24 protein-coding genes are annotated in these 25,935 nt (G+C 34.7%); 17 read left to right on the plus strand and 7 right to left on the minus strand.

What is annotated here, in order from left to right; translation table 11 throughout:
• Positions 1-12: 12 nt before the first annotated feature.
• From walK to G8Y85_RS02775, 10 genes are all read left to right on the plus strand, one after another.
• Positions 13-1,845, plus strand: coding sequence for a cell wall metabolism sensor histidine kinase WalK (gene walK, locus G8Y85_RS02730; protein ID WP_060552150.1), 1,833 nt, complete (start codon positions 13-15; stop codon positions 1,843-1,845).
• Positions 1,835-3,172 carry a YycH family regulatory protein gene (locus G8Y85_RS02735; protein WP_060552149.1) on the plus strand — a complete coding sequence of 446 codons (1,338 nt, stop codon included), beginning with the start codon at positions 1,835-1,837 and terminating at the stop codon, positions 3,170-3,172. The genes walK and G8Y85_RS02735 overlap by 11 nt, the downstream gene beginning before the upstream one ends.
• Entirely contained in the window at positions 3,169-3,945 is a 777-nt protein-coding gene (locus G8Y85_RS02740; RefSeq protein ID WP_060552148.1) for a two-component system regulatory protein YycI, read from the plus strand. The genes G8Y85_RS02735 and G8Y85_RS02740 overlap by 4 nt, the downstream gene beginning before the upstream one ends.
• A complete protein-coding gene (locus tag G8Y85_RS02745) occupies positions 3,905-4,753 on the plus strand; it encodes an MBL fold metallo-hydrolase (RefSeq protein ID WP_390901890.1) in 849 nt (282 codons plus the stop codon). The genes G8Y85_RS02740 and G8Y85_RS02745 overlap by 41 nt, the downstream gene beginning before the upstream one ends.
• Positions 4,754-4,865: 112 nt before the next feature.
• Positions 4,866-5,186 (plus strand): ArsR/SmtB family transcription factor, encoded by a 321-nt coding sequence (locus G8Y85_RS02750; RefSeq protein WP_060552146.1) that lies wholly within the window; start codon positions 4,866-4,868, stop codon positions 5,184-5,186.
• The gene (gene arsB / locus G8Y85_RS02755; RefSeq protein ID WP_107368487.1) at positions 5,183-6,472 is read left to right on the plus strand and encodes an arsenite efflux transporter membrane subunit ArsB; all 1,290 of its coding nucleotides are present in this window, start codon (positions 5,183-5,185) and stop codon (positions 6,470-6,472) included. The genes G8Y85_RS02750 and arsB overlap by 4 nt, the downstream gene beginning before the upstream one ends.
• A 17-nt stretch (positions 6,473-6,489) precedes the next feature.
• Positions 6,490-6,888, plus strand: a complete 399-nt coding sequence (gene arsC / locus G8Y85_RS02760) for an arsenate reductase (thioredoxin) (RefSeq protein ID WP_107368486.1) — start codon at positions 6,490-6,492, stop codon at positions 6,886-6,888.
• Between the two features lie 396 nt (positions 6,889-7,284).
• Positions 7,285-7,764 (plus strand): 23S rRNA (pseudouridine(1915)-N(3))-methyltransferase RlmH, encoded by a 480-nt coding sequence (rlmH, locus tag G8Y85_RS02765; protein WP_107368485.1) that lies wholly within the window; start codon positions 7,285-7,287, stop codon positions 7,762-7,764.
• Positions 7,765-7,812: 48 nt separating this feature from the next.
• On the plus strand, positions 7,813-9,147 hold the full coding sequence (locus tag G8Y85_RS02770) for a phospholipase D-like domain-containing protein (protein WP_168429111.1): 1,335 nt from the start codon (positions 7,813-7,815) through the stop codon (positions 9,145-9,147).
• 172 nt (positions 9,148-9,319) lie between these two features.
• The gene (locus G8Y85_RS02775) at positions 9,320-10,534 is read left to right on the plus strand and encodes a DNA cytosine methyltransferase (protein WP_107368484.1); all 1,215 of its coding nucleotides are present in this window, start codon (positions 9,320-9,322) and stop codon (positions 10,532-10,534) included.
• 495 nt (positions 10,535-11,029) lie between these two features.
• On the opposite strand, the gene G8Y85_RS02780 is transcribed toward G8Y85_RS02775, so the two are convergent.
• The gene (locus tag G8Y85_RS02780; RefSeq protein WP_107376528.1) at positions 11,030-11,272 is read right to left on the minus strand and encodes a hypothetical protein; all 243 of its coding nucleotides are present in this window, start codon (positions 11,270-11,272) and stop codon (positions 11,030-11,032) included.
• A 294-nt stretch (positions 11,273-11,566) separates the two neighbouring features.
• Positions 11,567-12,154: a hypothetical protein gene (locus tag G8Y85_RS02785; protein WP_107376527.1), complete on the minus strand. Its 588-nt coding sequence runs from the start codon at positions 12,152-12,154 to the stop codon at positions 11,567-11,569.
• Between the two features lie 290 nt (positions 12,155-12,444).
• Between G8Y85_RS02785 and G8Y85_RS02790 the strand changes: the two genes are divergently transcribed.
• The 5 genes from G8Y85_RS02790 to isaB all read left to right on the plus strand — a co-directional run bounded on the left by G8Y85_RS02790 (position 12,445) and on the right by isaB (position 15,538).
• Positions 12,445-13,071, plus strand: coding sequence for an ATP-binding cassette domain-containing protein (locus G8Y85_RS02790; RefSeq protein ID WP_107376526.1), 627 nt, complete (start codon positions 12,445-12,447; stop codon positions 13,069-13,071).
• A 19-nt stretch (positions 13,072-13,090) separates the two neighbouring features.
• The gene (locus tag G8Y85_RS02795; protein WP_107368479.1) at positions 13,091-13,810 is read left to right on the plus strand and encodes a peptide ABC transporter permease; all 720 of its coding nucleotides are present in this window, start codon (positions 13,091-13,093) and stop codon (positions 13,808-13,810) included.
• A 169-nt stretch (positions 13,811-13,979) separates the two neighbouring features.
• Complete coding sequence (locus G8Y85_RS02800; RefSeq protein ID WP_348981039.1) at positions 13,980-14,336, plus strand: DNA/RNA helicase domain-containing protein; 357 nt, start codon at positions 13,980-13,982, stop codon at positions 14,334-14,336.
• A complete protein-coding gene (locus tag G8Y85_RS02805; RefSeq protein WP_107368478.1) occupies positions 14,329-14,667 on the plus strand; it encodes a nucleotide pyrophosphohydrolase in 339 nt (112 codons plus the stop codon). The genes G8Y85_RS02800 and G8Y85_RS02805 overlap by 8 nt, the downstream gene beginning before the upstream one ends.
• A 373-nt stretch (positions 14,668-15,040) precedes the next feature.
• A complete protein-coding gene (isaB, locus tag G8Y85_RS02810; RefSeq protein ID WP_107368477.1) occupies positions 15,041-15,538 on the plus strand; it encodes an immunodominant staphylococcal antigen IsaB family protein in 498 nt (165 codons plus the stop codon).
• A 385-nt stretch (positions 15,539-15,923) separates the two neighbouring features.
• Here isaB and G8Y85_RS02815 read toward each other — a convergent pair whose 3' ends face one another.
• The 5 genes from G8Y85_RS02815 to G8Y85_RS12520 all read right to left on the minus strand — a co-directional run bounded on the left by G8Y85_RS02815 (position 15,924) and on the right by G8Y85_RS12520 (position 22,238).
• The gene (locus tag G8Y85_RS02815; protein WP_107368476.1) at positions 15,924-17,369 is read right to left on the minus strand and encodes a C3-binding domain-containing protein; all 1,446 of its coding nucleotides are present in this window, start codon (positions 17,367-17,369) and stop codon (positions 15,924-15,926) included.
• 516 nt (positions 17,370-17,885) lie between these two features.
• Complete coding sequence (gene kdpC, locus G8Y85_RS02820; RefSeq protein ID WP_107368475.1) at positions 17,886-18,467, minus strand: K(+)-transporting ATPase subunit C; 582 nt, start codon at positions 18,465-18,467, stop codon at positions 17,886-17,888.
• Between the two features lie 14 nt (positions 18,468-18,481).
• Entirely contained in the window at positions 18,482-20,476 is a 1,995-nt protein-coding gene (gene kdpB, locus G8Y85_RS02825; RefSeq protein ID WP_060552131.1) for a potassium-transporting ATPase subunit KdpB, read from the minus strand.
• A complete protein-coding gene (gene kdpA, locus G8Y85_RS02830) occupies positions 20,473-22,143 on the minus strand; it encodes a potassium-transporting ATPase subunit KdpA (protein WP_107368474.1) in 1,671 nt (556 codons plus the stop codon). Before kdpA ends, kdpB begins: the two co-directional genes overlap by 4 nt.
• Before the next feature lie 17 nt (positions 22,144-22,160).
• Positions 22,161-22,238, minus strand: coding sequence for a potassium-transporting ATPase subunit F (locus tag G8Y85_RS12520; protein WP_082624799.1), 78 nt, complete (start codon positions 22,236-22,238; stop codon positions 22,161-22,163).
• Between the two features lie 273 nt (positions 22,239-22,511).
• Here G8Y85_RS12520 and G8Y85_RS02840 point away from each other — a divergent pair, with 273 nt between their 5' ends.
• On the plus strand, positions 22,512-25,022 hold the full coding sequence (locus G8Y85_RS02840) for a sensor histidine kinase (protein ID WP_107368473.1): 2,511 nt from the start codon (positions 22,512-22,514) through the stop codon (positions 25,020-25,022).
• Positions 25,019-25,720: a response regulator transcription factor gene (locus G8Y85_RS02845; protein WP_107368472.1), complete on the plus strand. Its 702-nt coding sequence runs from the start codon at positions 25,019-25,021 to the stop codon at positions 25,718-25,720. The genes G8Y85_RS02840 and G8Y85_RS02845 overlap by 4 nt, the downstream gene beginning before the upstream one ends.
• The last annotated feature ends 215 nt before the right edge of the window (positions 25,721-25,935 follow it).

Here is a 25,935-nt window from a genome sequence, read left to right on the forward strand (position 1 = left end):
AGGAAGCTTAATATGAAGTGGTTAAAACAATTTCAATCCCTTCACACGAAGCTCGTTATTGTTTATGTGTTACTTATCATTATCGGTATGCAAATTATCGGTCTTTATTTTACGAACAGTCTTGAAAAAGAAATGACCGATACCTTTAAAACCAATATTTCTCAAAATGCGAAACAAATTGAGCTCAGTATTGAGAAAATATATGCGGACGAGAATGGCACGACGAATACTCAAAAAGATATTCAAAATCTTTTAAATGAATATGCCAACCGTAATGAAATGATTGAAATACGCTTCATTGATACAGATCAAATCATTTTAGCGACGTCTAAACAATCCAATCGTCATATGATTAATCAAAAAGCGAATGAAAGTTCAATTCAAAAGGCGCTTTCACTCGGACAAGAAAATTCGGATACGGTTCTTAAAGATTATGGCGAAGGAAAGCAACGGGTTTGGGTTAAAAATATGCCTGTCACAACGAATAAAGGATTGATAGGTGATATATACATCGAATCCAACATTAACCAAGTTTATGACCAGCTTAATAATATTAATCAAATTTTTATTGTTGGGACTTTAATTTCTTTAATTATTACAGTTATATTGGGATTCTTTATTGCACGTACAATTACGAAACCGATTACAGATATGCGTAACCAAACGGTTGAAATGTCGAAAGGGAATTACACGCAACGTGTGAAAATCTACGGCAATGACGAGATTGGTGAGTTGGCATTAGCATTCAATAACTTGTCCAAACGTGTGCAAGAAGCACAAGCGAATACTGAAAGTGAAAAGCGTCGTTTAGACTCTGTTATCACACACATGAGTGACGGTATCATTGCGACAGACCGTCGAGGGCGTGTGCGTATTATCAATGACATGGCGCTTAAAATGCTCGGTAAGATGAAAGAAGATGTTACTGGGCAACATATATTTGATATTTTAGATTTACGTGATACGTATACGTTAGAAGAATTAAGCGACAATCATGATAGTTTTCTTCTTGATATTAATGAGGATGAAGGCATTATTGCGCGAGTGAACTTTAGTAATATCGTTCAACATACTGGTTTCGTAACCGGTTATATTGCCGTGTTACATGATGTTACTGAACAACAACAAGTAGAAAAAGAACGTCGTGAGTTCGTTGCGAACGTGTCACACGAATTACGTACGCCACTGACATCGATGAACAGTTACATCGAAGCTTTAGAAGAAGGCGCGTGGAAAGATGAGTCGATTGCGCCTCAATTTTTATCTGTGACACGAGAAGAAACAGAGCGTATGATTCGTCTCGTTAATGATTTACTTCATTTATCTAAAATGGATAATGAAACAGAACAAATTACGAAAGAAATTGTTGATTTTAACATGTTTGTCAATAAAATCATCAATCGACATGAGATGTCTGCCAAAGACACAACATTTGTGCGCGATATCCCGCATAAATCTATATTTACAGAAATCGATCCAGACAAGATGACGCAAGTATTTGATAACGTGATTACAAATGCAATTAAATATTCTCGCGGTGAGAAACGTGTAGAGTTTCACGTGAAACAAAATGCGGTGCATAATCGTGTGACAGTGCGTATTAAAGATAATGGGATTGGTATCCCGATAAACAAAGTGGACAAAATCTTTGACCGCTTTTTCCGAGTAGATAAAGCACGGACACGTAAGATGGGTGGAACAGGTCTTGGTCTTGCGATTTCAAAAGAAATTGTAGAAGCACACAACGGGCGCATTTGGGCAAATAGTGTGGAAGGGCAAGGTACCTCTATTTTTATAACATTACCGTGTGAAATTATTGAAGATGGTGATTGGGATGCAGACTAAAGAACTCATCAAATCCATCATCTTAGGACTCCTTGTTTTAATGAGTATTATTCTAACTGTAAAGATTTGGAATTTTTCTCCTGATGTGGCAGATACATATAGCGACCCACATCATGAAAATACGAAAGCCATAGGTGCGCGTTACGATAAGGAAGCGGCGCAAGTGATGACCCCAAATCAAATGGTGCATGTAGACCAAGGTAAAATAGAAGGATCTTCTGCGACCCCATCGGTCAATGAACTTGCCAATCTCTTTAGTAAGCATCACATTTCTAAAGTAGAAGAATTTTCAAATGATCATGTTTTATCATTAGATACATTAAGTGATCATCTTGTTATTTTAGACTACCCGACAGACACCCCACTTGCGATGTATTTGAATGAAGTGATGAATGTACCCGCTAAGGTTCCTTCAAATTTTAAATTTAATCGCATTATTTTAGATATGAACAGTCGTTATGATGTTGACGTCTATGCGATTGATGCGGATCGTCAGCGTGCTATAAAAATGACGACGGATGTGTCTGTTAAAACAATAAAAGGGCATCTAGATGAGATGTCATCTAATCTTGAACCTTACACGGATATTTTGACGGACCAAACAACAGTAAATAAAGCAACTTATTTATATGCGCCTAAAGCACCAAAAGATTTACGCACGTATCGTACGATTTTCAACAACATTAATGTTGAAGACCTTAATTCCATTCTTTTTGATGATACACCAATTGTGCGGACAACAAGAAGCGGTACGACAACGTACAATAATAATACGGGCATGGTAAATTATGATGCCAATAAAGAAACATACAGTTACACGAATTTATCAGAAGATGAACATAGTACACGTGATATGAATATCAGTATTCCAAGAACCTTTGATTACATTAACAAACATGGTGGTTTTACCGATGATTTTCGTTTATTTAAAGCGAATGGGTCTAAAGGTGAAATGATTTATCAAATGTTCATTAATGGTAGACCTATATTTGACTCAACAATCCGAAACCAAATACGCGTGATTTGGGGTGAACGCGGCATTTTCGAATACAGTCGTGGATTATTAAAAACGAATGTGACCGTGGATAATGGTGAAAAACCTAGAGCATTGCCACCTGCAGAAGATGTGCGATCAAAGCTGGCAAGTAATGGTCGTGTGGACTTTTCTAAAGTAGAACAAATGATTGTCGGCTACCGTATGATTACGAAAGAATCTTCAAATGATGGGATTGAAATCCAACATAATAGTCAATTTGTGCCAACATGGTATATTAAATATGATAATGATTGGTATGAATTTCGAGATGGGGAGTTGATTAAGCCGTGAACTGGAAACAAACCAAAACCCTTTTCATCGTCGTCTTCTTCCTGACAAATTTATGTTTAATTTATATTTATGTTGATAAAGTGAATAAATCGCACGTCAATGATTCAGAAAACGACAATGCCGTTAATTTTGAACAAGAAGATATTAAATTGCCAAAAGATATGCCAAATGTTAGTGGCGTCAAAATGCAGTTAATCACTGGAGATTCACATGATTTTGAAAAAGATGTGAAAGAAGATGATAATGCTGAAGCCAGTAAAGATGGTTTTACGTTAACGCAAAAGATGACGCACGCGGTGAATGTGAGTCAAGATCCCATTTCGATATTAAAACCGTACATTAATGCTAATGTGTACGGTGGTAGCCAATATCAATATCATGAAACGCAAGATGGTAAAATTATTTATGAACAAACATATGATGGGTATCCAATCATGAATAATAATCGTGCCAGATTGTCTTTTGATGTTAATGGGAATAAAACAAAATCTTATACGCAATCGACAATGGAAGACATCCGACCGTCTAAAGGTGAAAATAATAAACCACGTCAAGTTATGAGTGCGCGTGAAGCTATAGAAACACTATATTATAACCAATATTTAAAAGCTGGCCAGTCGGTTGATAGTATTCGACTGGGGTACTATACGGTAGTAAAAGAAACCAACGTACAAGTATTACAAGCAAACTGGGAAATTACCGTTAGTAAAAAAGGTAAAAAACATACGTATTATGTTGAAGCGGTATCATCAAATCCGCAAATTACAGAATAATAGAAAGGGTGGTCACTTGATACGAATGAGTGTCCTCGCAAGTGGCAGTACAGGTAACGCCACTTATGTAGAGAGTGATAAAGGCAGCCTGTTGGTCGACGTCGGTTTAACAGGTAAGAAAATGGAAGCACTTTTCGATCAAATCGACCGAAAAATTTCAGATTTAAATGGCATATTAGTGACGCATGAACATTCCGATCATATTAAAGGATTAGGCGTTTTGGCACGAAAATACAACCTGCCTGTTTATGCGAATGAAAAAACATGGACATGTATTGAAAAGAAAGATTCACGCATTCCAAGTGCACAAAAATTTATTTTCAATCCATACGAAACGAAATCAATCGCTGGGTTTGATGTGGAATCCTTTAACGTGTCTCATGATGCGATAGATCCACAATTTTACATTTTCCATAATGACTATAAAAAACTAACACTGATTACGGATACAGGCTATGTGTCTGACCGTATGAAAGGCATGATTCGTGGTAGCGATGCATTTATTTTTGAAAGTAATCACGACGTTGATATGTTACGCATGTGTCGCTACCCATGGAAAACGAAACAACGGATTTTAAGTGATATGGGTCACGTCTCAAATGAAGACGCAGCACATGCGATGACAGACGTCATTACAGGACAAACGAAACGCATCTATTTATCACATCTCTCACAAGACAATAATATGAAAGATTTAGCACGTATGAGTGTCGGACAGATTTTACGTGAACACGATATTGATACCGTAAATGACGTTAAATTATGTGATACTGACAAAGCACAAGCGACACCGATTTATACGCTATAATGATAACTGGGATTAGAAACGCACTTTGCGATTCTAATCCTTTTTTTATCCTCTATATATTGATATATATCTATATAGATGTTAATCTATGTTTTGTTAGGAGTGGATGACAATGACTTATCAAAAGTTAGCGCAACAACTCAAAATGATCTCTGATGTGAACCGATTAGAAATCATCAACATGTTATCATGCGGTGAATTATGTGCATGTGACTTACTCGAACACTTTCAGATTTCACAACCCACACTGAGCCATCATATGAAAATCCTTGTTGAAGGTAATATGGTCAATATGCGTAAAGAAGGTAATAAACGCATGTATCAACTGAATCAACACGTTTTTGATGAACTCAAAGAGACGTTAGAACACCTTACGACGTCAACGTCAACGTGTGCATGTCGTTCTATAAAAAGGGGTGACTGTGAAGGATGATGATACTTGCGATAACTATATTTTTGTTGACACTTGTTTTTGTGATTTGGCAACCCAAAGGTTTAGATATTGGTATTACGGCGTGTGTCGGCGCTGTCGTCGCAATACTGACGGGTGTCGTCGATTTAAGTGATGTCGGCGAAGTGACGGGAATTGTTTGGAATGCGACCCTCACCTTCATTGCGATTATTCTGATATCATTAATCCTTGATGAAATAGGGTTTTTTGAATGGGCCGCCCTTAATATGGTCCAAGCTTCAAAAGGTAATGGCTTTAGAATGTTTCTATATATTATGACACTTGGTGCAATCGTCGCTGCATTCTTTGCAAATGACGGTGCTGCCTTAATTTTAACGCCAATCGTGCTCGCAATGGTGCGCCACTTAGGGTTTAAAGCGCGGGCAGTCTTCCCTTTCATTATAGCAAGTGGTTTTATTGCGGATACAACGTCTTTGCCCCTTGTCGTGAGTAACCTTGTTAATATCGTTTCAGCAGATTATTTCGATATCGGCTTTGTTGAATATTTAAGTCGGATGTGGATTCCGAATGTGTTTTCATTTGGTGCAAGCATTGTTGTATTATGGCTTTATTTTAAAAGAGCGATACCCAAATCATTTGATATTAATCATTTAAAAAAACCAACACATGCTATTAAAGATTGGCAACTCTTTTATCTGTCATGGTGGATATTAGGCTTTTTATTTATAGGTTATCTCGTAAGCGAATTGGTGAAAGTGCCTGTTTCATTCATCGCATGTACGATTGCTGCCATTTTTATTGTGGTCGCACGGCGCTCTCCAGCAGTTCATACAAGTGCTGTTGTTAAAGGGGCACCGTGGAACATCGTATTTTTCTCTATCGGTATGTATCTTGTCGTCTTTGGATTAAAAAATGTCGGCATTACGACATTACTCGGAAACACGTTATCCATGATTGCAGCGCATGGATTGTTTGCGAGTGTCATGGGGATGGGCTTGATATCTGCAATTTTATCTGCGGTCATGAACAATATGCCGACCGTCATGATTGATGCCCTTGCGATACATCAAGCAGGTGTCACGGGCAGTCTAAAAGAAGGGATGATTTATGCGAATGTAATTGGGGCAGATTTAGGACCCAAAATCACGCCTATCGGTTCACTTGCAACGTTATTATGGCTTCATGTGTTAGCACAAAAAGGCGTCAAAATTTCTTGGGGAATGTATTTCAAAATAGGTATTATCATCACATTCCCTGTACTAGTCATTACATTACTCGGACTCTATCTGACAATGATATTAGTTTAAAAACTAGGGGGAGCAATATGGAAAAACGAACGATTTATTTTATATGTACGGGGAATTCATGCCGTAGCCAGATGGCAGAAGGATGGGGAAAAGCCATACTTGGTAAGGACTGGAATGTCTATTCAGGGGGTATAGAAACGCATGGCGTCAATCCTAATGCCATTGAAGCGATGCAAGAAGTTGGTATAGATATCTCAAATCAAACATCAGACTTAATCAATCCTGATATTGTGAATAAAGCAGATTTAGTCGTCACATTGTGTAGCCATGCCGATGCGCATTGTCCGATCATGCCGCCACACGTTCATAAACAACATTGGGGATTCGAGGACCCGGCAGGACAACCATGGTCAGAATTTCAACGCGTGAGAGATGAAATCAAAAGCGCTATCGAACACTTTAAACATAGGCAATAATAATCAAAACGTTACGCGATTGATGCGTAACGTTTTTTTATAGATTTACAAAACATTGGCAACCATTTATGAATCACTTATGATATAAATAACTGAAAATTTTGAGGGATATACGCAATACGTTTTCAAATATTTACATGCATAAATGTGCAAAATGAGTTAAAAGTTATCCCCAAACATGTGCACAAAACGAAAGAATTATAAACAATCCACATGTTAATAACGTTATTACCAACAAAGTTATACACATATTCACAAACTTATGCACAATTATATCGAAATAATCCACATTTTATCTTAAATAATTTATACAAATTCGGTATAATGAGGATAAATATGTGAGTAACTGAATAACCTGTGGATAACTTGCTACTTATAAACAAAATGGAGGAAATTATGAAAATAACCATCATCGCAGTTGGAAAATTAAAAGAGAAATATTGGAAACAGGCCATTTCAGAATATGAAAAACGCTTAAGTGCTTATACAAAAGTCGAAATCATCGAAGTGCCAGATGAAAAAGCACCAGAAAATATGAGTGACAAAGAGATTGAGCAAGTAAAAGAAAAAGAAGGCCAACGCATCCTAACCAAAGTCAAACCACAATCCACAGTCATTACGTTAGAAATCCAAGGAAAGATGTTAAGTTCCGAAGCGCTCGCAAAAGAACTAGATCAACGTATGACACAAGGTGCAAGCGACTTTACTTTCATTATTGGAGGATCGAATGGCTTACATCAAGACGTCATGAATCGTAGCAACTTTGCTTTGTCCTTCAGTAAAATGACATTTCCACATCAAATGATGCGTGTTGTGTTGTTAGAGCAGGTGTATCGGGCATTTAAGATAAATAGAGGAGAAGCGTATCATAAGTGATTGGCATAAATACCTGAATTTAGTTGTAGTTTTAATGATTAAAATGTAATGTATGAAAATTTAGAGTGGGTGAGTATAGTGAGTATTTGGGAGAGATATTCAAAAGAGGGACAAGAACAATATCTTCAATTCTTAAAAGTATATGGTGCATTGTCAAACTTATTTAGACAAAAAAAGGGAGATATGATACCGTACTTAGATTCAAAGTTCCAAGAAACGGTCTATGCAAAATCTTTTAATTCAAAAAATGTGGATATAGGTAATACTCCACATGATATTTTATCAGAATTTGGTAATGAAAGAATAGGAATAGGATTAAAAACATGGATGAACTCTTCACCATCATATCAAAAAGTAATGCAGTTAAAACGTTATCAAAATGAAATTAAACCGTATATTGAAAAAGGAAATCTCGAAGACTTAGCATATAAAATATCGACTTTAAAAAATGAAAGAATGCTTTCTGATTATGAGAGATTGGGATTATCTAAAGACAAAAATATTTATCATTATATAACCAGGGATAAAGGTAAATTCATTTTACAAGAATGTGCTTATCCACTTATTGATATTAATAAAATTCAAAATCCTTGTATCTCAAAAACGTCTTTTAGTTGGAATGATGGTTCAAAATACTATAGGTATACATTTGGAGATTCCCAAATATGGCAAAGGTTTGCAACTGATCATAGTGATACTCATATTATAGAACAATGTGAAATTGATATAATTGATGATCCTTTTGAGTTTTTAATAAAGGCCTATTTAAATTTGATTGGTGAATTTAAACAAGAAGAAAAAGATATATACGAAGTTTATCTGCCTCTTTATTCTTACAAAACTGGAGAAGTTGAAACTAAATCTGGATTGAATGCATGGAATGCGGCTTCTAAAAATAAAGGCAGCGGGCAATTAAGACCACTTAATGAAATATACATACCTATACCTAGGATATTTCATAAAAAGTATTCTGATTTTTTTATTGAAGATATTTTTGAGGCAGAAAATAAATTAAAAGAATCATCTAAAGAAGATAGAGCAAAACATCAAGTTAGATTTCACTTGCATTTACCAAATGGAAGTGTAATCCCTGCTCTAGTAGGTCAACAGAATATGAAAAGTTTACAATCTGGCAGTTTGACCGAAAGAAGAGAAGACGGTACATTATATGGTCAGTCAGATTTGGGTCAATGGTTACTTGTAGATGTTTTAGGACTTTCTGATAGAGAGGTAGTTACAAGAGAATGGTTAATTAAAAAAGAGACTGATTCTGTAAGGCTTTGGAGAAATAAAAATGACTTTAAAAATATATATATTGATTTTGCGCCAGTAGGTGCCTTTGATAAATTTATTAGCGGTAAAGGCGTAGCAGATGATGAATAAAGAGTGAAGCTAAGTAAATAAAATTAACAAAAAATCACATTAAATATTTATCCATATATTTTTAAAATAAAATCACATAGCATATATGAATAAGGATATGGGAACGTATGTACGAAACTTCATGTATGTGCTACAATATTCTCTATGAAAATATGAAGGAAGGTAGAGCTACATGACTAATTCTGTAAGTTCTTCTAGAAAAGTAAGAAAGCGCACAATTGCTGCCTTTTTTAGTGGTGTAGGAGGAATTGAGCTAGGTTTTCAACAGACTGGCAAGTTCAGAGTGGTGTACGCTAATGAATTCGATAAGAATGCATGTATAACCTATAAATTAAATAATCCTGATACACCATTAGATGAAAGAGACATTCATGATGTTCATGAATTTGAAATTCCAATAACAGACGTTATCGTCGGAGGTTTTCCCTGCCAAGCATTTAGTATTGCAGGTTATAGAAAAGGATTTGAAGACGAACGTGGCGATTTATTCTTTGAACTTTTGCGATTTATTAAAACTAATAGACCTAAAGTAATATTTATAGAAAATGTTAAAAATATGGTTACTCATGATCATGGAAACACATTCAAAATCATTAGGGAAGCCCTTACGATGAATGGTTACTTAATTAAGTGGGCAGTATTAAATAGTAAAGATTACGGTAATATTCCCCAAAACCGAGAGAGAATATATATTGTGGGATTCACTAATAAGGAAGCTTTTGATAATTTTCAATTTCCAGACCCAGTCGAACTAACTACAACTGTTAGTGATATCATTGATTTTTCATCAAAAAAAGAGGATAGATATTATTATAAAGAAGGAAGACAACCTTTTTATAGTAAATTATCAAAAGAAGTTAATAAAAAGTATGCAATTTATCAGTGGAGAAGACAGTATGTTAGGGAAAATAAAACAGGAGTTATACCAACATTAACAGCCAATATGGGAACGGGTGGTCATAATGTTCCAATAATTTTATCTGATAGTGGTATAAGAAAATTAACGCCTAGAGAAACGTTTAATGCACAAGGGTATCCTATTAATTTTAAACTACCTGAAGGTATGTCTAATGGTCAGTTATACAAGCAAGCTGGTAATAGCGTTGTAATACCTGTTATTAAAAGAATAGCAACTAATATTGATAATGCTTTATCTAGAGTGACTAATAACAAAGAAATAACGAATGATTTGAATGGTGAATTTCATGTGATGTACACAAAAATGAAAGGGAGATTCAAAGGAGAGAGTTATTTAGTTCAAGTATTGAAAAGTGAAAAAGAACTTGAAAAATTTTCGGAAGATAACAAGATTAACTATTTGTCTAAAGAAAGTTATACTAAGGAAATTCATAAGAATAAAAAATTGGAATTTTATTCTTATGAATAAAATTCTTGATGCTATGTAAGATACAATATTGAAAAATTATTCAATTTTTATTTTAAAAGTATGGAGTACTAATAAATGGTAAAAACGCATCATTAACTGATACGCTTCTGCAAATTAGTTAATGATGCGTTTTTTTAATGCATAAGATTACATATAAAAAACAATCACCCTAATAATAGGTGACTTAAATATGAGACTTGCGAGCAGATTAGATAGTAAATAAAAAGTTACAGTTTAACTTAGGAAGAGCTAGCTGATAAATTTAAATAATTGGTAATCAAACATATAAAAATGCAAAGTATGTAAATATCAAATAAAGAAATTAACTATACAAGGCCTATATCGGTTAAATTAACTGAAATGCGATTTAAGAAGTTTCATTAGTATTACAATTAGTAGGAGGTAGTTTAAGATAGTTTTCACAATTCTACTAAAATTAATTCAAACTTTGAAATAGTATATTTATCCAAGATCAGTCTATTTACAAAAGCTTTGCTATATTAAAAACCATCTTTTAAATGATTTTCTGAAATTTTCCCAATTTTTTATATCTAGATAATATTTATTGTCAATTTCTCTTATAACGTCTTGTTTTACTAAATTATTAAAAGTACGAGTATGTCGTATATTTAAGCTATTTAAATCTTTAGCAGATTTTGAAGAAATTGCATTATGTTCTTTCAAAGTTTTTACTACTTTATTCTGTTTTAAAGTTATACTTTCTGCTCCAAACGCCATAGTCATCACCTCTTTTCATTTATTATAACACGAATTTTTTGACAATTATGATATTTATTGTTGAAACACTTTAATAATTACTAAGAAAAATAGTTAAGCGTACCTTATGAGAATACTACTTTGAAGGAACTAAAAAGTAATAAGGCATTCATTGATAAGTCCCAATTAGCATATAGATTGTTTACGAAATACAAAATCATTAGTTATAGAAGAATTATAAACCTCATGAATAATCAATAAACTCAGACAAACCGTTAATGATTGAATTACATTAATATGTAGTATAACCGTTTTCTAATTTAAAGAAAATTGCTCTAAAATAACTGTTAATTTTCTTCTTTTATTAATATCAGGCGTTCTTACGAAAGTTAAATTGTGGTTTCTAATTTTTTTAAGTGTTTCTATATCAATATTTGTATTATGAAAAGCCCAATTAAACATGTCGTCTGTCATATTTTTATGAGAAAGTGTTTTTAAATACAATTCTTCTTTTGGAGGATTATATTTATTCGTATTGGTATAAATAGTATCTTTATTGTAATTGATGTAAACAGAATTGTTATTGATGATAATATCTTCTAATTTAATGTAAAAATCATCTAAGGTCCTGTTTACAGTTATAGAAGATAGTAAGTCTAGAGATATGTTATGTAAGTATTTAGAGTCAAATTTATCATTAATTATATTCAATGTAGTTAGATAGTAATCGGAGTTATTATGAATAATAAGCTGGAAGTTGTAATTGTTTGGATCCCAAGCATCGAAATAAATATAAATTTGAGTATTTTTAAAAACACCCTTATATTTGACTGCAGTAGTTTGCTTAGGATTATTCAAGCTATTATAATCATCTAATAACTTTTTTAAAGTACGTTCATTCATTATTACACTCCTTTTTAATAATATGTTATTAGATATTATATAATATATTAAGGTTTTTGAATATTAAAATACAAAGCTTATAAATACCACCCATGTGAAGGGGTGGTTTTTATTTATTTAGATTATATAGGTCTCTAATCGTATGTATCATATATAAATTGTATTTTATTAACAATAAATAGGTCATATTCAACTTATTCGCTATATGATTTGTTATAATTTAATAGTAAATTACATTTCGGAATAAATGATGCCTTAGGGTGAATGATATAAAACAAGGAAGTGAAATTGTGAAAATTAGTGATTATAACCTCATAGTTAAATCAAGAGTGTTACTGAAAGATGTAAATGTGGAATTTTTTAAAGGATCTATAAACCATATTGTTGGTAAAAATGGTGTAGGTAAATCAATGTTTGCTAAGGACTTGATTTTGAATAAAAATTTACATCCTAATTTATCGAAAAGTATTACACTTATTTCAAGTGCTTCTAATGTGCCGTATGATATTACAAAAAATGATTTAATAAATATTCTTACAAACACATTTAGCCAAAATGAGAAAATGGTTGAATTGATGGATATGTTACATATTCATAGTATTCCCAATAATACTTTAATAAAAAGCTTGAGTGACGGCCAAAAACAGAAATTAAAAATCTTAAGTTTTCTATTAGAAAACAAGCCTATTGTTATTTTAGATGAGATTACTAATGCGCTTGATAAAAGAACTGTAAATGAGATTCATACTTTTTTAAATGAATACATATCTATTAATCCTGAAAAAATTATTATCAATATCACGCACAATCTAGCGGATTTAAAAGCATTAGAAGGTCATTACTTTATGCTCGACAATCAAAAGATTCTTAATTATAAAGATCAAAATGAGCTAATTCGTAATTATATTGATAACTAAGATATAGGAGGAAATCAGAATGTTGGAATTTAGAAAGAGTATAACGAATAAAATTTTTATTGTTTTAGCTGTAATATTCACTTTTGTTTATCTTTTAGGATATTTCCTTCCTATTGGCATAGATAAGGTTGAGAAATTGAGTTATGGTCAGTATTTTATTAGTGCATATACGGTTGCTACAGAATTTGGATTTTTACTATTTTCATTTATAATCGCATTCTTTATTAATAAAGAGTATTCAGCCAAACAAATCCTTTTTTACAAGTTGATAGGTGAAAATATTTATAGCTTTTTCTACAAAAAAATACTGGTTCTGTTTATAGAATCATTAGTATGTATAATTATTGGTATCACTGTCATTTCATTAATATTTAATGATTTTACTCATTACTTTTTATTGATTGGTTTGTTTATGCTAATCATGCTTCAGTATCTTCTAATAATAGGGACAATAAGTATTATGTTTTCAAACTTACTTATTAGTATTGCTATTAGTATAGTTTTTTGGATAACTTCAATTATTATGGTGGCAATTAATAAGTCTTACTTTGGTATTTTGGCGCCATTTGAAGCGAGCAATAAAATGTATAACCATGTAGTAAATACATTAAATAGTAATGAAGTGTTTATCACTTCTACAGATATCGTTAATTTAATTGCTTTCTTCATAATTTTACTAATCATTAACGTGTTGATATTAACATTTTGTAAAAGAAGATGGATTAGACTCGGTTTGTAAATTAGAGGTCTGAATTGAACGTTTAAGAATCTAATTGGATTTATAGCTAATTTTGATGCTTCAATATTAATTAAAAAGGGCAGCTATGTATATGGTTGTCCTTTATTAATTTCAATTAATTGTTTTCAAAGTGAAAACCAAATACTTCAAATTGTGCTAGTAATAGAATTTGTTGATTTCAATAGGTGTCATGTGTATCCATCCATGTCCTAATGTACCCAATACGATTGAATCAACTTATACTATTCAAGGGTTAGATTTAAACTATGCCGGTGTGGTGATTGGTCCTTCCGTTAAGTATAGAGATGGACAAATTATTTTTGATGAAAAAAGTAGCGCTAACAAAAAAGCGACTCGAAAGAGAACTTTAGAAGATGGATCGAAACAATACTTTTCAAATATGCTTTTAAAAAATGAATTGAATGTTTTATTAACACGTGGTGTAAATGGATTATATATCTATGCAGTTGATGACCAATTAAGAGAAGCATTAAAAAACGCATCTAAAGGTGATAAATATGAATGAAACAAGAAAAATAATGAATGAAATCAATCAGTTTAGAGATGATCGTAACTGGCGTCAATATCATAATGAGAAAGATTTATCTTTATCGATTAGTATAGAAGCAGCTGAATTACTCGAATTATTTCAATGGAAATCTTCAAGAGAAGTTTTAGATACAAAACAAGATAGAATAGCTGAAGAATTAGCTGATATATTAATTTATAGTTATATGCTAGCAGATAATTTGAATTTTGATATTAACGAAATTATACGCAAGAAATTATTAGAGAATGCTAATAAATATCCTATAGACAAAAGTAAGGATAGCAATAGTAAGTATACGGAATTATAAAAGAATAAATTAGATAAACAGCATCAAAACAAGGGCTCTAATGAATCCTTGTTTTGATGCTGTTTCGGGTGAAACAACTTTCCAAATGTATGAATAGGGTGGATTTTCTTGTAGGTTTTTTCACTATCTTGTTAATAACAAAATTTCATTATTAATATTTTTAGGTATATTATCATCTATTTCGCGAGTTTTGCATTAAGCATGTTCTTTCACTCCAATAACTTTCTGGATAGTACAAATGTGATTCTAAATACTTGTTGGTACGTGTTTATACTAGAATTAATAAATACTCTGTAATCTTATTGTAATAATTGCAATAATATTGTAATATATGATTGTGAATAAAAAATTATATGTAATGGAGTGGTATTAAATGAATAAAATGGGTAAATTAGTTCTTTCAGTAAGTATTTTATTAACTGGTGTGACATTTAATGTAGTGAATCCGGAAGCGCCTGTGACACACGCAGCAACAACACCTTATTATACGTATAATGGGTATGCTGGATATAATGCGAAATTTGTTACTGAGAAAAATTTTATTAATGCGCTAAGATACAATAACATTACAATGAATAAAGTGAGAGTAGATGCTAAAATCCAAACATTTAAAAGTGGGAGTCCATTAGCATTTAAAAAGAAATACGATCAAGAAATTGAATATATTAATAAGAAGCCAGTCTCTGTTACTTTCATGGTTCAGAATAAAAGTTTAAAAGTGGCTGATGTAAAAAAAGCATACGCGGGATATAAAATGACAGAAGATAAGTTACACGGAGCAATCATGTACAATGTGAACGGACAACAAATTAGCTTTGCATATAATGGAAAATATGTTGAGAAAGTAATGATTGGCCGCTATCACGCGTAAAATATAGATATTAGAGTTGGCCTGGGATATAGAATCTTAACTATTAAAAAACACCACAAAATTTATTTACAATTTTGTGGTGTTTTGCGCGCTAATTCTGTTTAAATTTAGCACTTATTATGCTATTTTACTTAGGTTGAGTGCCATGAAAATATTATATTTTCACATTCGACTTTAGATGGAGTACGTACGGACAATCTATTGAAGTCTCAATTAGCTTTCAGATTACCAAAAATATCATTTTGTTTATGGATAATTTTTTACACATTAGGGCTTTATTTCGAAATAAAATATAAAGAGAATCGATTAAGTAAAAATGATTTTACCTGATCGATTCTCTTTTTTGGCTAGGAATTATGTCCTAGCTTTTTTGATTTTCAATTATTTATTTCCAAAGTGATGAGAATAAATTTGTGAAAGAGTTAGTTAATGAACTAACAGTGTTAGCTGTTTTAATTGTCGCTTTTACGAATGTTGGATTTTGATAGAACGCATATAAAACTTTACCTGTGTTAATGCCTTCAGTGACGTAGTTTCTGACTTTAGCGTATGAGTTGTAGAGAGCTCCATTTTTTTCTTCAATTTTAATTGGAGTAATATGCGATTTCCATCCATCACCTAAAGTTGCTAATACGATTGGATCAATTAGACGTTTATATTTAAAGTATTTGTCAGCATAAAATTTAGCATTGTCATATTTTGTTTTATAACTGTTGTACGTATCTGTTACGTATTTATAACCGTTATTGAATGTTTCACTGATGTAGTTTTTAAATGCTTGATAGTAACCAGGTGATTTTGGTGCTGTTTCTGTTTTCGCTGGTGCTTCTACTTTTGGTGCTTCTGTGTTTTGATTAGATGATAATGTTTCTGTCGCTACTGTTGTTTTTGAAGTCGCATGTTTTTGAATGATTAAGTCTAATTGTTTTTGTAAACGATCTTGCATGTAGTGTGGTGCTTTGTTCACTTCACGTTGTGCTTGACGACGGTTTTTAATTGAATCTTCTTTTTCTAATGTTGTTAAAGCTTCGTTGATTGTACGTACACGTTCGTCAATACGTGCTTGTGCATCTTCAACACTGTTATTAGTGTCTTCAGTCGTTTTAGTGCTGTTATCACGTACTTTTGCATCGTGTTGTGCAATGATTAAATCGAGTTGTTTTTGTAATTGTTCTTTAACGTCTAATGGCGCTTTATTAACGTTACGTTGTGCGTTGCGTCGGTTATCGATTGAGTCTGTTTTTAATAATTCGGATAGTGATGTGTTTGCGTCTGATGTTAGTTCGTTATGACGTGCGAATGCTTGTTCTCTTGTGAGGTGCCCTGTGTTTTGCGTTGATTCATTTAAGTTTGGAGTGTGTTCTGGAGTTGTAGATTCTAAGTTGTTGTTTGTGTGTGTTTCAGTGTGTAATGTTTGGTACCATACGTCTTGGCTTTTGTCTGGATTCTTTTGGATTTCTGCGAGTGCTTCTGTTTTTTGGTGCTCAGATAAATTTTCATTGTTTAAAACTTCATAAAATGCGTTTTGTTGTCCAGCACGTCGCTCTTGATTGTTACTGTCTTTGATGGATTCTGAGAAAACTTCTTGTGCGCGCTCAGGCTGTGTACGTAATGTTTGAATATAGTGGTTACGTTGTTCTTCTGTGATACCTTCTAAGTGCAATACTTTGTAAAATGCGCGTTGTGCGTCAGTTACGTCGCTCGTTTGTGTGTGTTGTGCAGGTGTTGTTTCTGTTGATTCTGCTGCTTTCGCTTCCCCATTAGCTACCATTGTTGCAAGTGTGATTGTTGCTGCTCCCATTAGCAATCTAGAAATATTTTTGTTTTTCATAACTATCCCTTTCTTTTTTTAAATAGAATAACTTTTATTAACGTAAAAAAGTATAACACGCAACCAATTAGAGTAACATTAAATATTTCTTAAATATAGAAGTTGTAATCAAAGTTTATAAAATATTTGATAATTCGACACTTTTTTGGGGTGCTATGCATTTAAATATAAATTTGTGTAGAGATGTGACGTCAAAAAGTAAGTAATCATTTTGACAATGATGGCAAGAAGGGTACCTTTATTTAAGTGATTCTTAAAAGAGATTATATCTTATGAAAGTTGTGTTTATATGAAAGTGAATTAAACACGAATTATATGATATATATTTTGTTCTATATTGTGGGTGTGAGTTTGACTGTTATTGTATACATTTTTTAGTAGCCATTCATTGTGTAGTCAAGCGAGGTTTAAAAGTGATAGTGTCGATGTTATGTAGAAGAAACATAGAGGCATACGAAAAGTTAAGCCCTCCCTCAGTCTACCTTGACGGATGAGTGTGAGGAAGGGCGTTGATTTTTAAAGATGCATAGCGTGCTTGATGTCTAGGTTCACAGCGAGTACGTTGACGATATCTGATTCGGATTGATGTAGCGTATGATTGTCAATTATAGATTGTATCGTTTTTATGGATAAGCCACTATGTTTGGCGATACGGTGTATTTGCATATTTGCTGCTTGTTTCGTAATTTGGCTATCTAATCCTGAGCCTGATGCAGTTAAGATATTTACCGGGACATCGTTAGGTTGAACCCCGTTGTTTTGACTGAATGTTTTACGGTCTTTAGCGACGCGGTCGAGTAACGTTTGATTTTGATTGCTAAAGTTTGTACCGCCTGTCACTGGTTGGATATGGTCTGGGTTTTCGGTGACCGGATATGAACTGTAATGGTGAGGTGATGGTCGTCCATGTAGGTAGTATGGCGATGTAAAATCTTGACCGATGCGTTCAGAACCGACAATTTCACCATGGTCTTTGATTAAACTCCCGTTGGCTTGATAATGAAAACACGTTTGACCCACTGCGGTTGTAAGTATAGGGTACACAAAACCACATATGACGAACACCAATAGTGTTGTCAAAATCGAACTTTTAAACATAGTATTACCTTCTCTCAAAATAGATTGATAATGATATCTATAAGTTTGATACCGATAAATGGTGTAAGGATGCCACCAAGTCCAAAAATCAACGTATTGTTTAACAGTAAACGACTTTGAGTTGTTGGTCTAAATTTAACCCCTTTTAAGGCGATAGGGATTAATAAAGGAATAATGATGGCATTGAAAATTAATGCCGATAGGATAGCTGAATGACTCGTTTGTAGATGCATAATGTTTAAACTATTTATCGCGGGCATCCACGGTAAAAAGAGTGCTGGGATGATTGCAAAATATTTTGCAATATCATTAGCAATACTAAAAGTCGTTAAGGCGCCACGTGTAATTAATAATTGTTTCCCAATTTCTACAATCTCAATGAGTTTTGTTGGATCAGAATCTAAGTCAATCATATTGCTTGCTTCCTTCGCGGCGATGGTTCCAGAGTTCATCGCCACGCCTACGTTAGCGAGTGCAAGGGCAGGGGCATCGTTGGTACCATCCCCTGTCATTGCGATGACTTTGCCTTGTGCTTGTGCCTCTTTAATAACGCGTGTTTTATCTTCAGGTTTACATTCGGCGATAAAACGGTCTACTCCGGCTTCTTGTGCAATGGACGCAGCTGTGAGTGGGTTGTCCCCGGTACACATTACGGTTTCGATGCCCATTTTACGCAATACGGTAAAGCGTTCAGGTAGCCCTGGTTTAACGATGTCTTTTAAATAAATGACACCATAAATTTGTGTATGATCCATGACGACAAGAGGTGTCCCACCTTGATGTGCCACTTCATCTGTTAACGACAATAAATCTTCAGGTATCGCAATATCCCATTTTTTAGCGCGTTTTATAACGGCATCTACAGCTCCTTTAAGGTGAAGTTGACCGTCTACCTCAATCCCACTTATTCGCGTTTCTGCAGTAAATGGAATGACTGTATAACGACTAGGGGGTGTAATGTGCGTGCCTTGTGATGCGCCAAATGTGACGATAGAACGTCCTTCTGGCGTATCATCATCATAAGAACTGAGTACGGCTTCTTGTGTTAATACATCTTGTGTGACCCCGCTGACAGGGTAAAAGGCATGTGCCATACGGTTACCAAAGGTGATGGTCCCGGTTTTATCAAGAATCATCATATCCACATCACCACATGCTTCGACGGCTTTCCCGCTTTTGGCAATGACGTTGAAGCGGGTAACCCGATCCATCCCGGCAATGCCAATCGCTGAAAGTAATCCCCCAATGGTAGTCGGGATTAGACAAATAAATAGTGCAATTAAAGCTGTCGTCGATAAATCATAATGTAAGTGTCGTGCAATGGGGACTAAAGTAACGATGACGATTAAAAATATGAGCGTCAAACTGGTTAACAAGGTCGACAAAGCAAGTTCATTTGGTGTCTTTTGACGCGAAGCGCCCTCGACTAATGCAATCATTTTATCGAGAAAGGAGTCGCCCGCTGCGGCTGTAACTTTGATTTTCAACTGATCGCTGACAACGACCGTTCCCCCAATGACACTTGAAAAATCGCCGCCTGATTCTTTTGCGACAGGTGCAGATTCTCCTGTGATGGCGGATTCATCGACCATTGCAATGCCTTCAATGATTTCACCATCACAAGGAATGGTTTCGCCTTTTTTTACAAGTACAATATCCCCTTTATTAAGCTTGGTTGCAGGGATAGTATGTTCTTGATGGTCTTTAAGACGTCTGGCAGTCATCTCTTTTTTCTTCATACGGAGGGCGCTGGCTTCTGCCTTACCACGTCCTTCTGCAAGACTTTCTGCAAAGTTGGCGAACAATATCGTTATTAATAAAACGACTGCAATAGTCCAGTGGTAAGGGCCTGCAGGTTTCATAGAAAATAAGGATGGAAAGATGCCACCCAACACCGTTACAAAAAAGGTCACTAAGACGACAAACATAACAGGGTTTTTAATCATTTTTGTTGGATTAAGTTTCACAAACGCTTGTCCAACGGCTGATTTTAAAAGTTCTTGTTTCATAATACTCCTCCTAGAGACGTCAAATACTCACCAATAGGACCTAGTACGAGAGCAGGTAAGAATGTGAGTGCACTTATAGTCAAAATAATGACAACTAAAAGTACATTAAAGACTGCAGTATCTATAGCCATTTCATTGGCTGTGTTTTGTACGGGCTTTCTGACAAGTAACGAGGCTACGAAGAGTTGAAGTATCATCGCAGGATAACGTCCGAAAAACATGGCGCAACCTGTAGTGATGTTCCAAAGTCGAGTGTGATCTTGTAATCCTTCAAATCCTGATCCATTATTTGCACTCGCTGACGTAAATTCATAGAGGACTTGTGAGATACCATGGGCACCCGGATTAGTCATGGCATGCATCATTTGTGGATAAATGAAAGTTAGACATGTTAGCCCCAAGATGATGAATGGATGAATAATAAGGATAATAGAAATGAGTGTCATTTCTTTACTTTCAAGACGTTTTCCGAAAAGTTGTGGTGTACGTCCAATCATGAGTCCTGCAATGAATAACGTTAATAACACGTACGTCATAAAGTTTAAAAAGCCTACACCCGCTCCTCCAAAAATAGCATTAATCATCATGAGCATCAGTGGTACCATTCCGCCGAGTGCCGTTAAAGAATCATGCATATGATTGACAGCACCAGTGGTAAAGCTCGTTGTGACTATAGCGAAAAGGGCACTTTGCGTCATCCCAAAACGCGTTTCTTTCCCTTCAAAATTGGCACCCGGAATGTGAGGGTTTCCCATATACTCTGCAGTAATGTGTACGATAAAACAAAGTGTGAAAATGAGTAATAGTAAGCCAACGAAATAAAACGCTTGATTTTTAGAAGGGAAGTTCTTTTTATATAATACGATGCCAAATAAAATGAACATTGCCCCTGGCAGAATCATCATAGAAATCATGTCTACCATATTTGTCACAACGGTAGGGTTTTCAAAAGGCATCGCACTATTTGCGCTAAAAAAACCGCCCCCATTCGTACCGAGATGTTTAATGCTTTCGAGTGAGGCGACAGGACCTAAAGGTAACGCTTGAATGCGATGGTCGATTGTCGAAATATATAAGTTTTTGTTCAACGTTTGTATGACACCCTCATGCATCAAAAGCAAATTGATGATACATGAAAGCGGAAGTAACACTAATGCAATGACTTTGATGACATCAGAGTTAAAGTGACCTACGCAATCACTAATGCCCGTCATTCGTCTGATAAAGGCAAGTGCCACCGATAAACCCGAAGCTGCGGACAGAAACATCAAAAAAGTAATCACTATCATTTGTGATAAATAACTTAGACTTGTTTCACCAGCGTAATGTTGTAAGTTGGTATTAGTGATAAAGGAAATGACAGTGTGAAATGCCATGTCCGGTGTCATATTATCAATATGATTTGGGTTGAGCCATAAGCCATGTTGTAAACGTAATATGGCGTAACATATTACTGTCGCAATCCCATTGGTGAGTAGTAAACTTTTAAGATATGCTTTACCGGTTTGCGCAGATGTTTTTACTTTTAGAACATGCGTCAACGTATTTTCTAACTTTGCATAGTGCATATAGATATAACTTTTACTGTTGAAAAAAATGTGGTAGAGGTACCACGCTAAGAGAGTGGCGAGCACTATAAATATGCTAATTAAAAGTAACCAATCCATTAACCATTACTCCTTTATTAGTATCTTTCTGGGTAAATAAGCACATGTATCAGGTATATAAAAATACATATAATAATGAAACGTAGCACCATCATTTAGGCTCCTTTTTTGTTAAATATTTTTCTAAAATGTCTAACCCTAAAATAGGTAAGCCGAACATGCCAAGAAACAAAAGGATATAAAGAATATCTTCCATTTTTTTGCCTCCCTTTATAAGATGAGAAAACTATATCACGATTGGTATTAAGAGGACGTTAACATGTCCGTTGATGATATTAATATCGTATTAAGATTTGGGTGAGTGTGTGGTTCTCACTGGTTTTACTCATGTGAAAGGACTACACTGATGAAGAATAGGAGGCATACATATGAAGGGCAAACTGAAAATATATATAGGTTATGCAGCTGGCGTTGGTAAAACGTATCGTATGTTGAAAGATGCACATGATTTGATTGAAAAAGGGGTTGATGTGCGTATCGGTTATATTGAGCCTCATCAACGGCCGGCAACAACCGCTTTAACTGAGTCAATTCCAGTCATTCCACTTAAAACGTTGCACTACAACCATCATACATTTCATGAGCCAGATATCGATGCCATTATTGAAGCACAACCAGATGCGATACTTATAGATGAATTAGCCCATCACAATGCGCCAGGGAGTCGTCATGAAAAACGCTATCAAGATATAGAAGAGTTATTGCAATCGGGTATCAATGTGTATACGACGCTCAATATTCAACATATTGAATCGCTGTATCATACCATTCATCATTTTACGAAAATTGAAATGAGCGAAAGGGTCCCAGATCGATTGGTTAAACAAGCGGATTCTTTTGAATTCGTAGACATTGAACCTATCGATTTACAGACCCGTATGAAAGAAGGGAACATTTATCAGGAACGTCAAGCACAGCGGGCGTTAGAAGGTTTCTTCCAGCTGGATCATTTGATACAACTGAGGGAACTCGCGTTAAGAGAACTCGCCAATTTGGTGGATGCCAAGATGACAGAAGTCGGTCTTGAAAACGAAGAACAAGTCATTGCGGTTGGGATTTCACCTTTTGCCCAAAATATGAAAGTTATTCGACATGCAGCACGATTAGCTCAAGCATTTAAATGCAGTCTAACGGGGATTTATATTGAAAGTAGTACACTTGAACCTGAAGCGATACACCAGCTGAACTTGAATCGACAGTTACTCGAGTCACTTGGTGGTCATTTTATTAGTCTTTATGGGGAAGAGAGTGAACAATTAGGAGAATGGTGTTCTGCCAATCGCGTTGATAAAGTGGTGCTCGGTCGCCCACATAAGTCGCGTATCTTTCAGCGTAAAGACATTATCTCAGAGTTAAATGCGCGCTATCCGCATATCGATGTGTATATCATTCCAAGTGCGGTACAAAAACAAGCGTCAAAACCTTTGTTTCAACCGTGGCTCCAATTTCAAATGGTCGATTTGCTGAAATTGGTTGTCATTATGACTGTATGTACGTTGATTAGTCTAACGATGTTTCAGCATCAGTTAAATGAGTCTAATACAATTACCGTCTATATGCTCGGCGTTATTATGAGTGCTTTATGGATACGCTCGAGACTGAACGTGATATTCTCTTCTATGGCAGCGGTACTGCTGTTTAATTACTTTTTTACTACACCACGATTTACATTTGAAGCCTACCGGGCAGACTACCCTGCGACATTTACAATTATGTTTGTTTGCGGCATCATCATGAGTGCGCTCGTACGAAATGTAAAGCAACAAACAAAAGTGGCAAAAGAAAAAATATATCGTACAGAAGTGTTACTTGAAACGAACAAGTTACTTATACAAAGCGTGGATGAACAAGCGGTCATTAAAACGATGAAACAACAATTTTCAAAATTAACACATGAAGATGTGAGGATTATCCATTCAAATCAAACTGAGGTATTTCCCAAATTGGCAGCTCATTTAAAATGGGTGAAATACCATCAACAAGAAGCGGGCTATTCTACAGATACGTTTCCAGGATTATCGTACTATCTCTTACCAGTGAATGCGCAAGCGTGTACTTATATCATCGTGATTCCAGCGTCAGATCAATTAACGTTTGAAAAAGAAATCATTTTATCGATGGCGATTGATATGACAAATACGCTTGAGAAAATACGTTTGTATAAAGAGAATAAACAGCAAGAAAAAGAAAAGGAACGGGAACAAGCAAGAAGTACATTTTTAAAGTCAATTTCACATGACATTCGTACGCCTTTGACGGCGATGATAGGTAATCTTGATGTGCTTGATAAAGAGATGAGTGAGGGGCAACGTCCGATTTTGAAAAGTATTAAGGAAGACGCGACGTGGCTGAATAATATGGTCAATAACATTTTGACAATCACGAAAATAGATCATGATGATGAAATCAGTAATCAGCAGACCATTGTCTTATCTGAAGTGATATATACGGCCTACCAATTGACAGTGAAACGAGCAGGGACACGAACCTTTCGCATTGAGGAACCTGACGAAATTTTACTCGTTCATATTGATGAGAAAATGATGACGCAAGTTCTTATTAATTTAGTTGAAAATGCGATTAAATATACACCTGAACAATCGGTCATTACGTTGAGTGTGCGTCATAAAGGCTCGAGTGCAGTGATTGAAGTTCAGGATAATGGATACGGGGTCGATGAAGCGATGCAAGAACGCATATTTGATCAGTATTATACGAGTGACAATACATCAGATCGCTCACGTAAAGGTTTGGGTCTAGGTTTATATTTATGCCAAATGATTTTAAAGCGACATCATACGAGCCTGTACATTAAGAAAAATGAACCTACGGGCGCGATTTTTGGCTTTAAACTCCCTATAGAGAAGGTGATTAATTGAAGACGCAATTATTAATTGTAGAAGATGATGCCTCTGTCCAACGCTTATTGAAGCGGTTATTTGAACAAAATAATTATCGGGTACACCTTGCAGGTAACGGTAAAAAAGCACTATTTCAGTTTGAAAACGTACTTCCAGATATCATCATTCTTGATTTAGGTTTACCAGATATGGAAGGGCTATGTGTGATTCAAAAGGTGAAACAAAACTATCAGACCCCAATACTCGTGCTCAGTGCAAGAGAGGATGCTGAGGAAAAAGTAATTTGTCTTGATAATGGGGCGGATGATTACGTAACAAAACCTTTTAATTCGGATGAATTGTTAGCACGCGTCCGTGTACTTCAAAGAAAATACAACGATTGCACACGTCCTTCTAACGTTTATCACAACGGTGGGTTGTGGATAGATTTCGATAGCCATCAAGTGACTGTTGATGGTAATGCAATACATTTAACGCCAATTGAATATAAGTTACTCGTGCTTTTATCGGAACATACAGGCAAAGTGTTAACGTATAAATTTATTTTAAAAGCCGTTTGGGGACATATTTTGGAATCTGATTTACCTTCGTTACGCGTGTTTATGACGACGTTACGTAAAAAAATTGAACATGATCCTAAAAACCCACAATATATTCGGACACATCTTTCAGTTGGCTATCAAATGATGAAACAAGAACATTCATCATCTTCTTGATGGATGTGTAACAAAGTAATTTAAATTCTAAAAATAGCTCGAACATTTTTAGCACTCAATCATCTTTTTAAGACGGTTGAGTGCTTTTTGACGTTATAGGCCCTGTGCACTCCAATAGAATCTTTTAATTTTTTGATTTAATTATTAATTGACATTTACAAAGTATCATTTATATAATAGCAACATTGATAATGATAATTATTATCAATTAAATT

Origin of the sequence: Staphylococcus sp. 11007852 (assembly GCF_011394325.1) — a bacterium.
Taxonomy (GTDB): domain Bacteria; phylum Bacillota; class Bacilli; order Staphylococcales; family Staphylococcaceae; genus Staphylococcus; species Staphylococcus agnetis.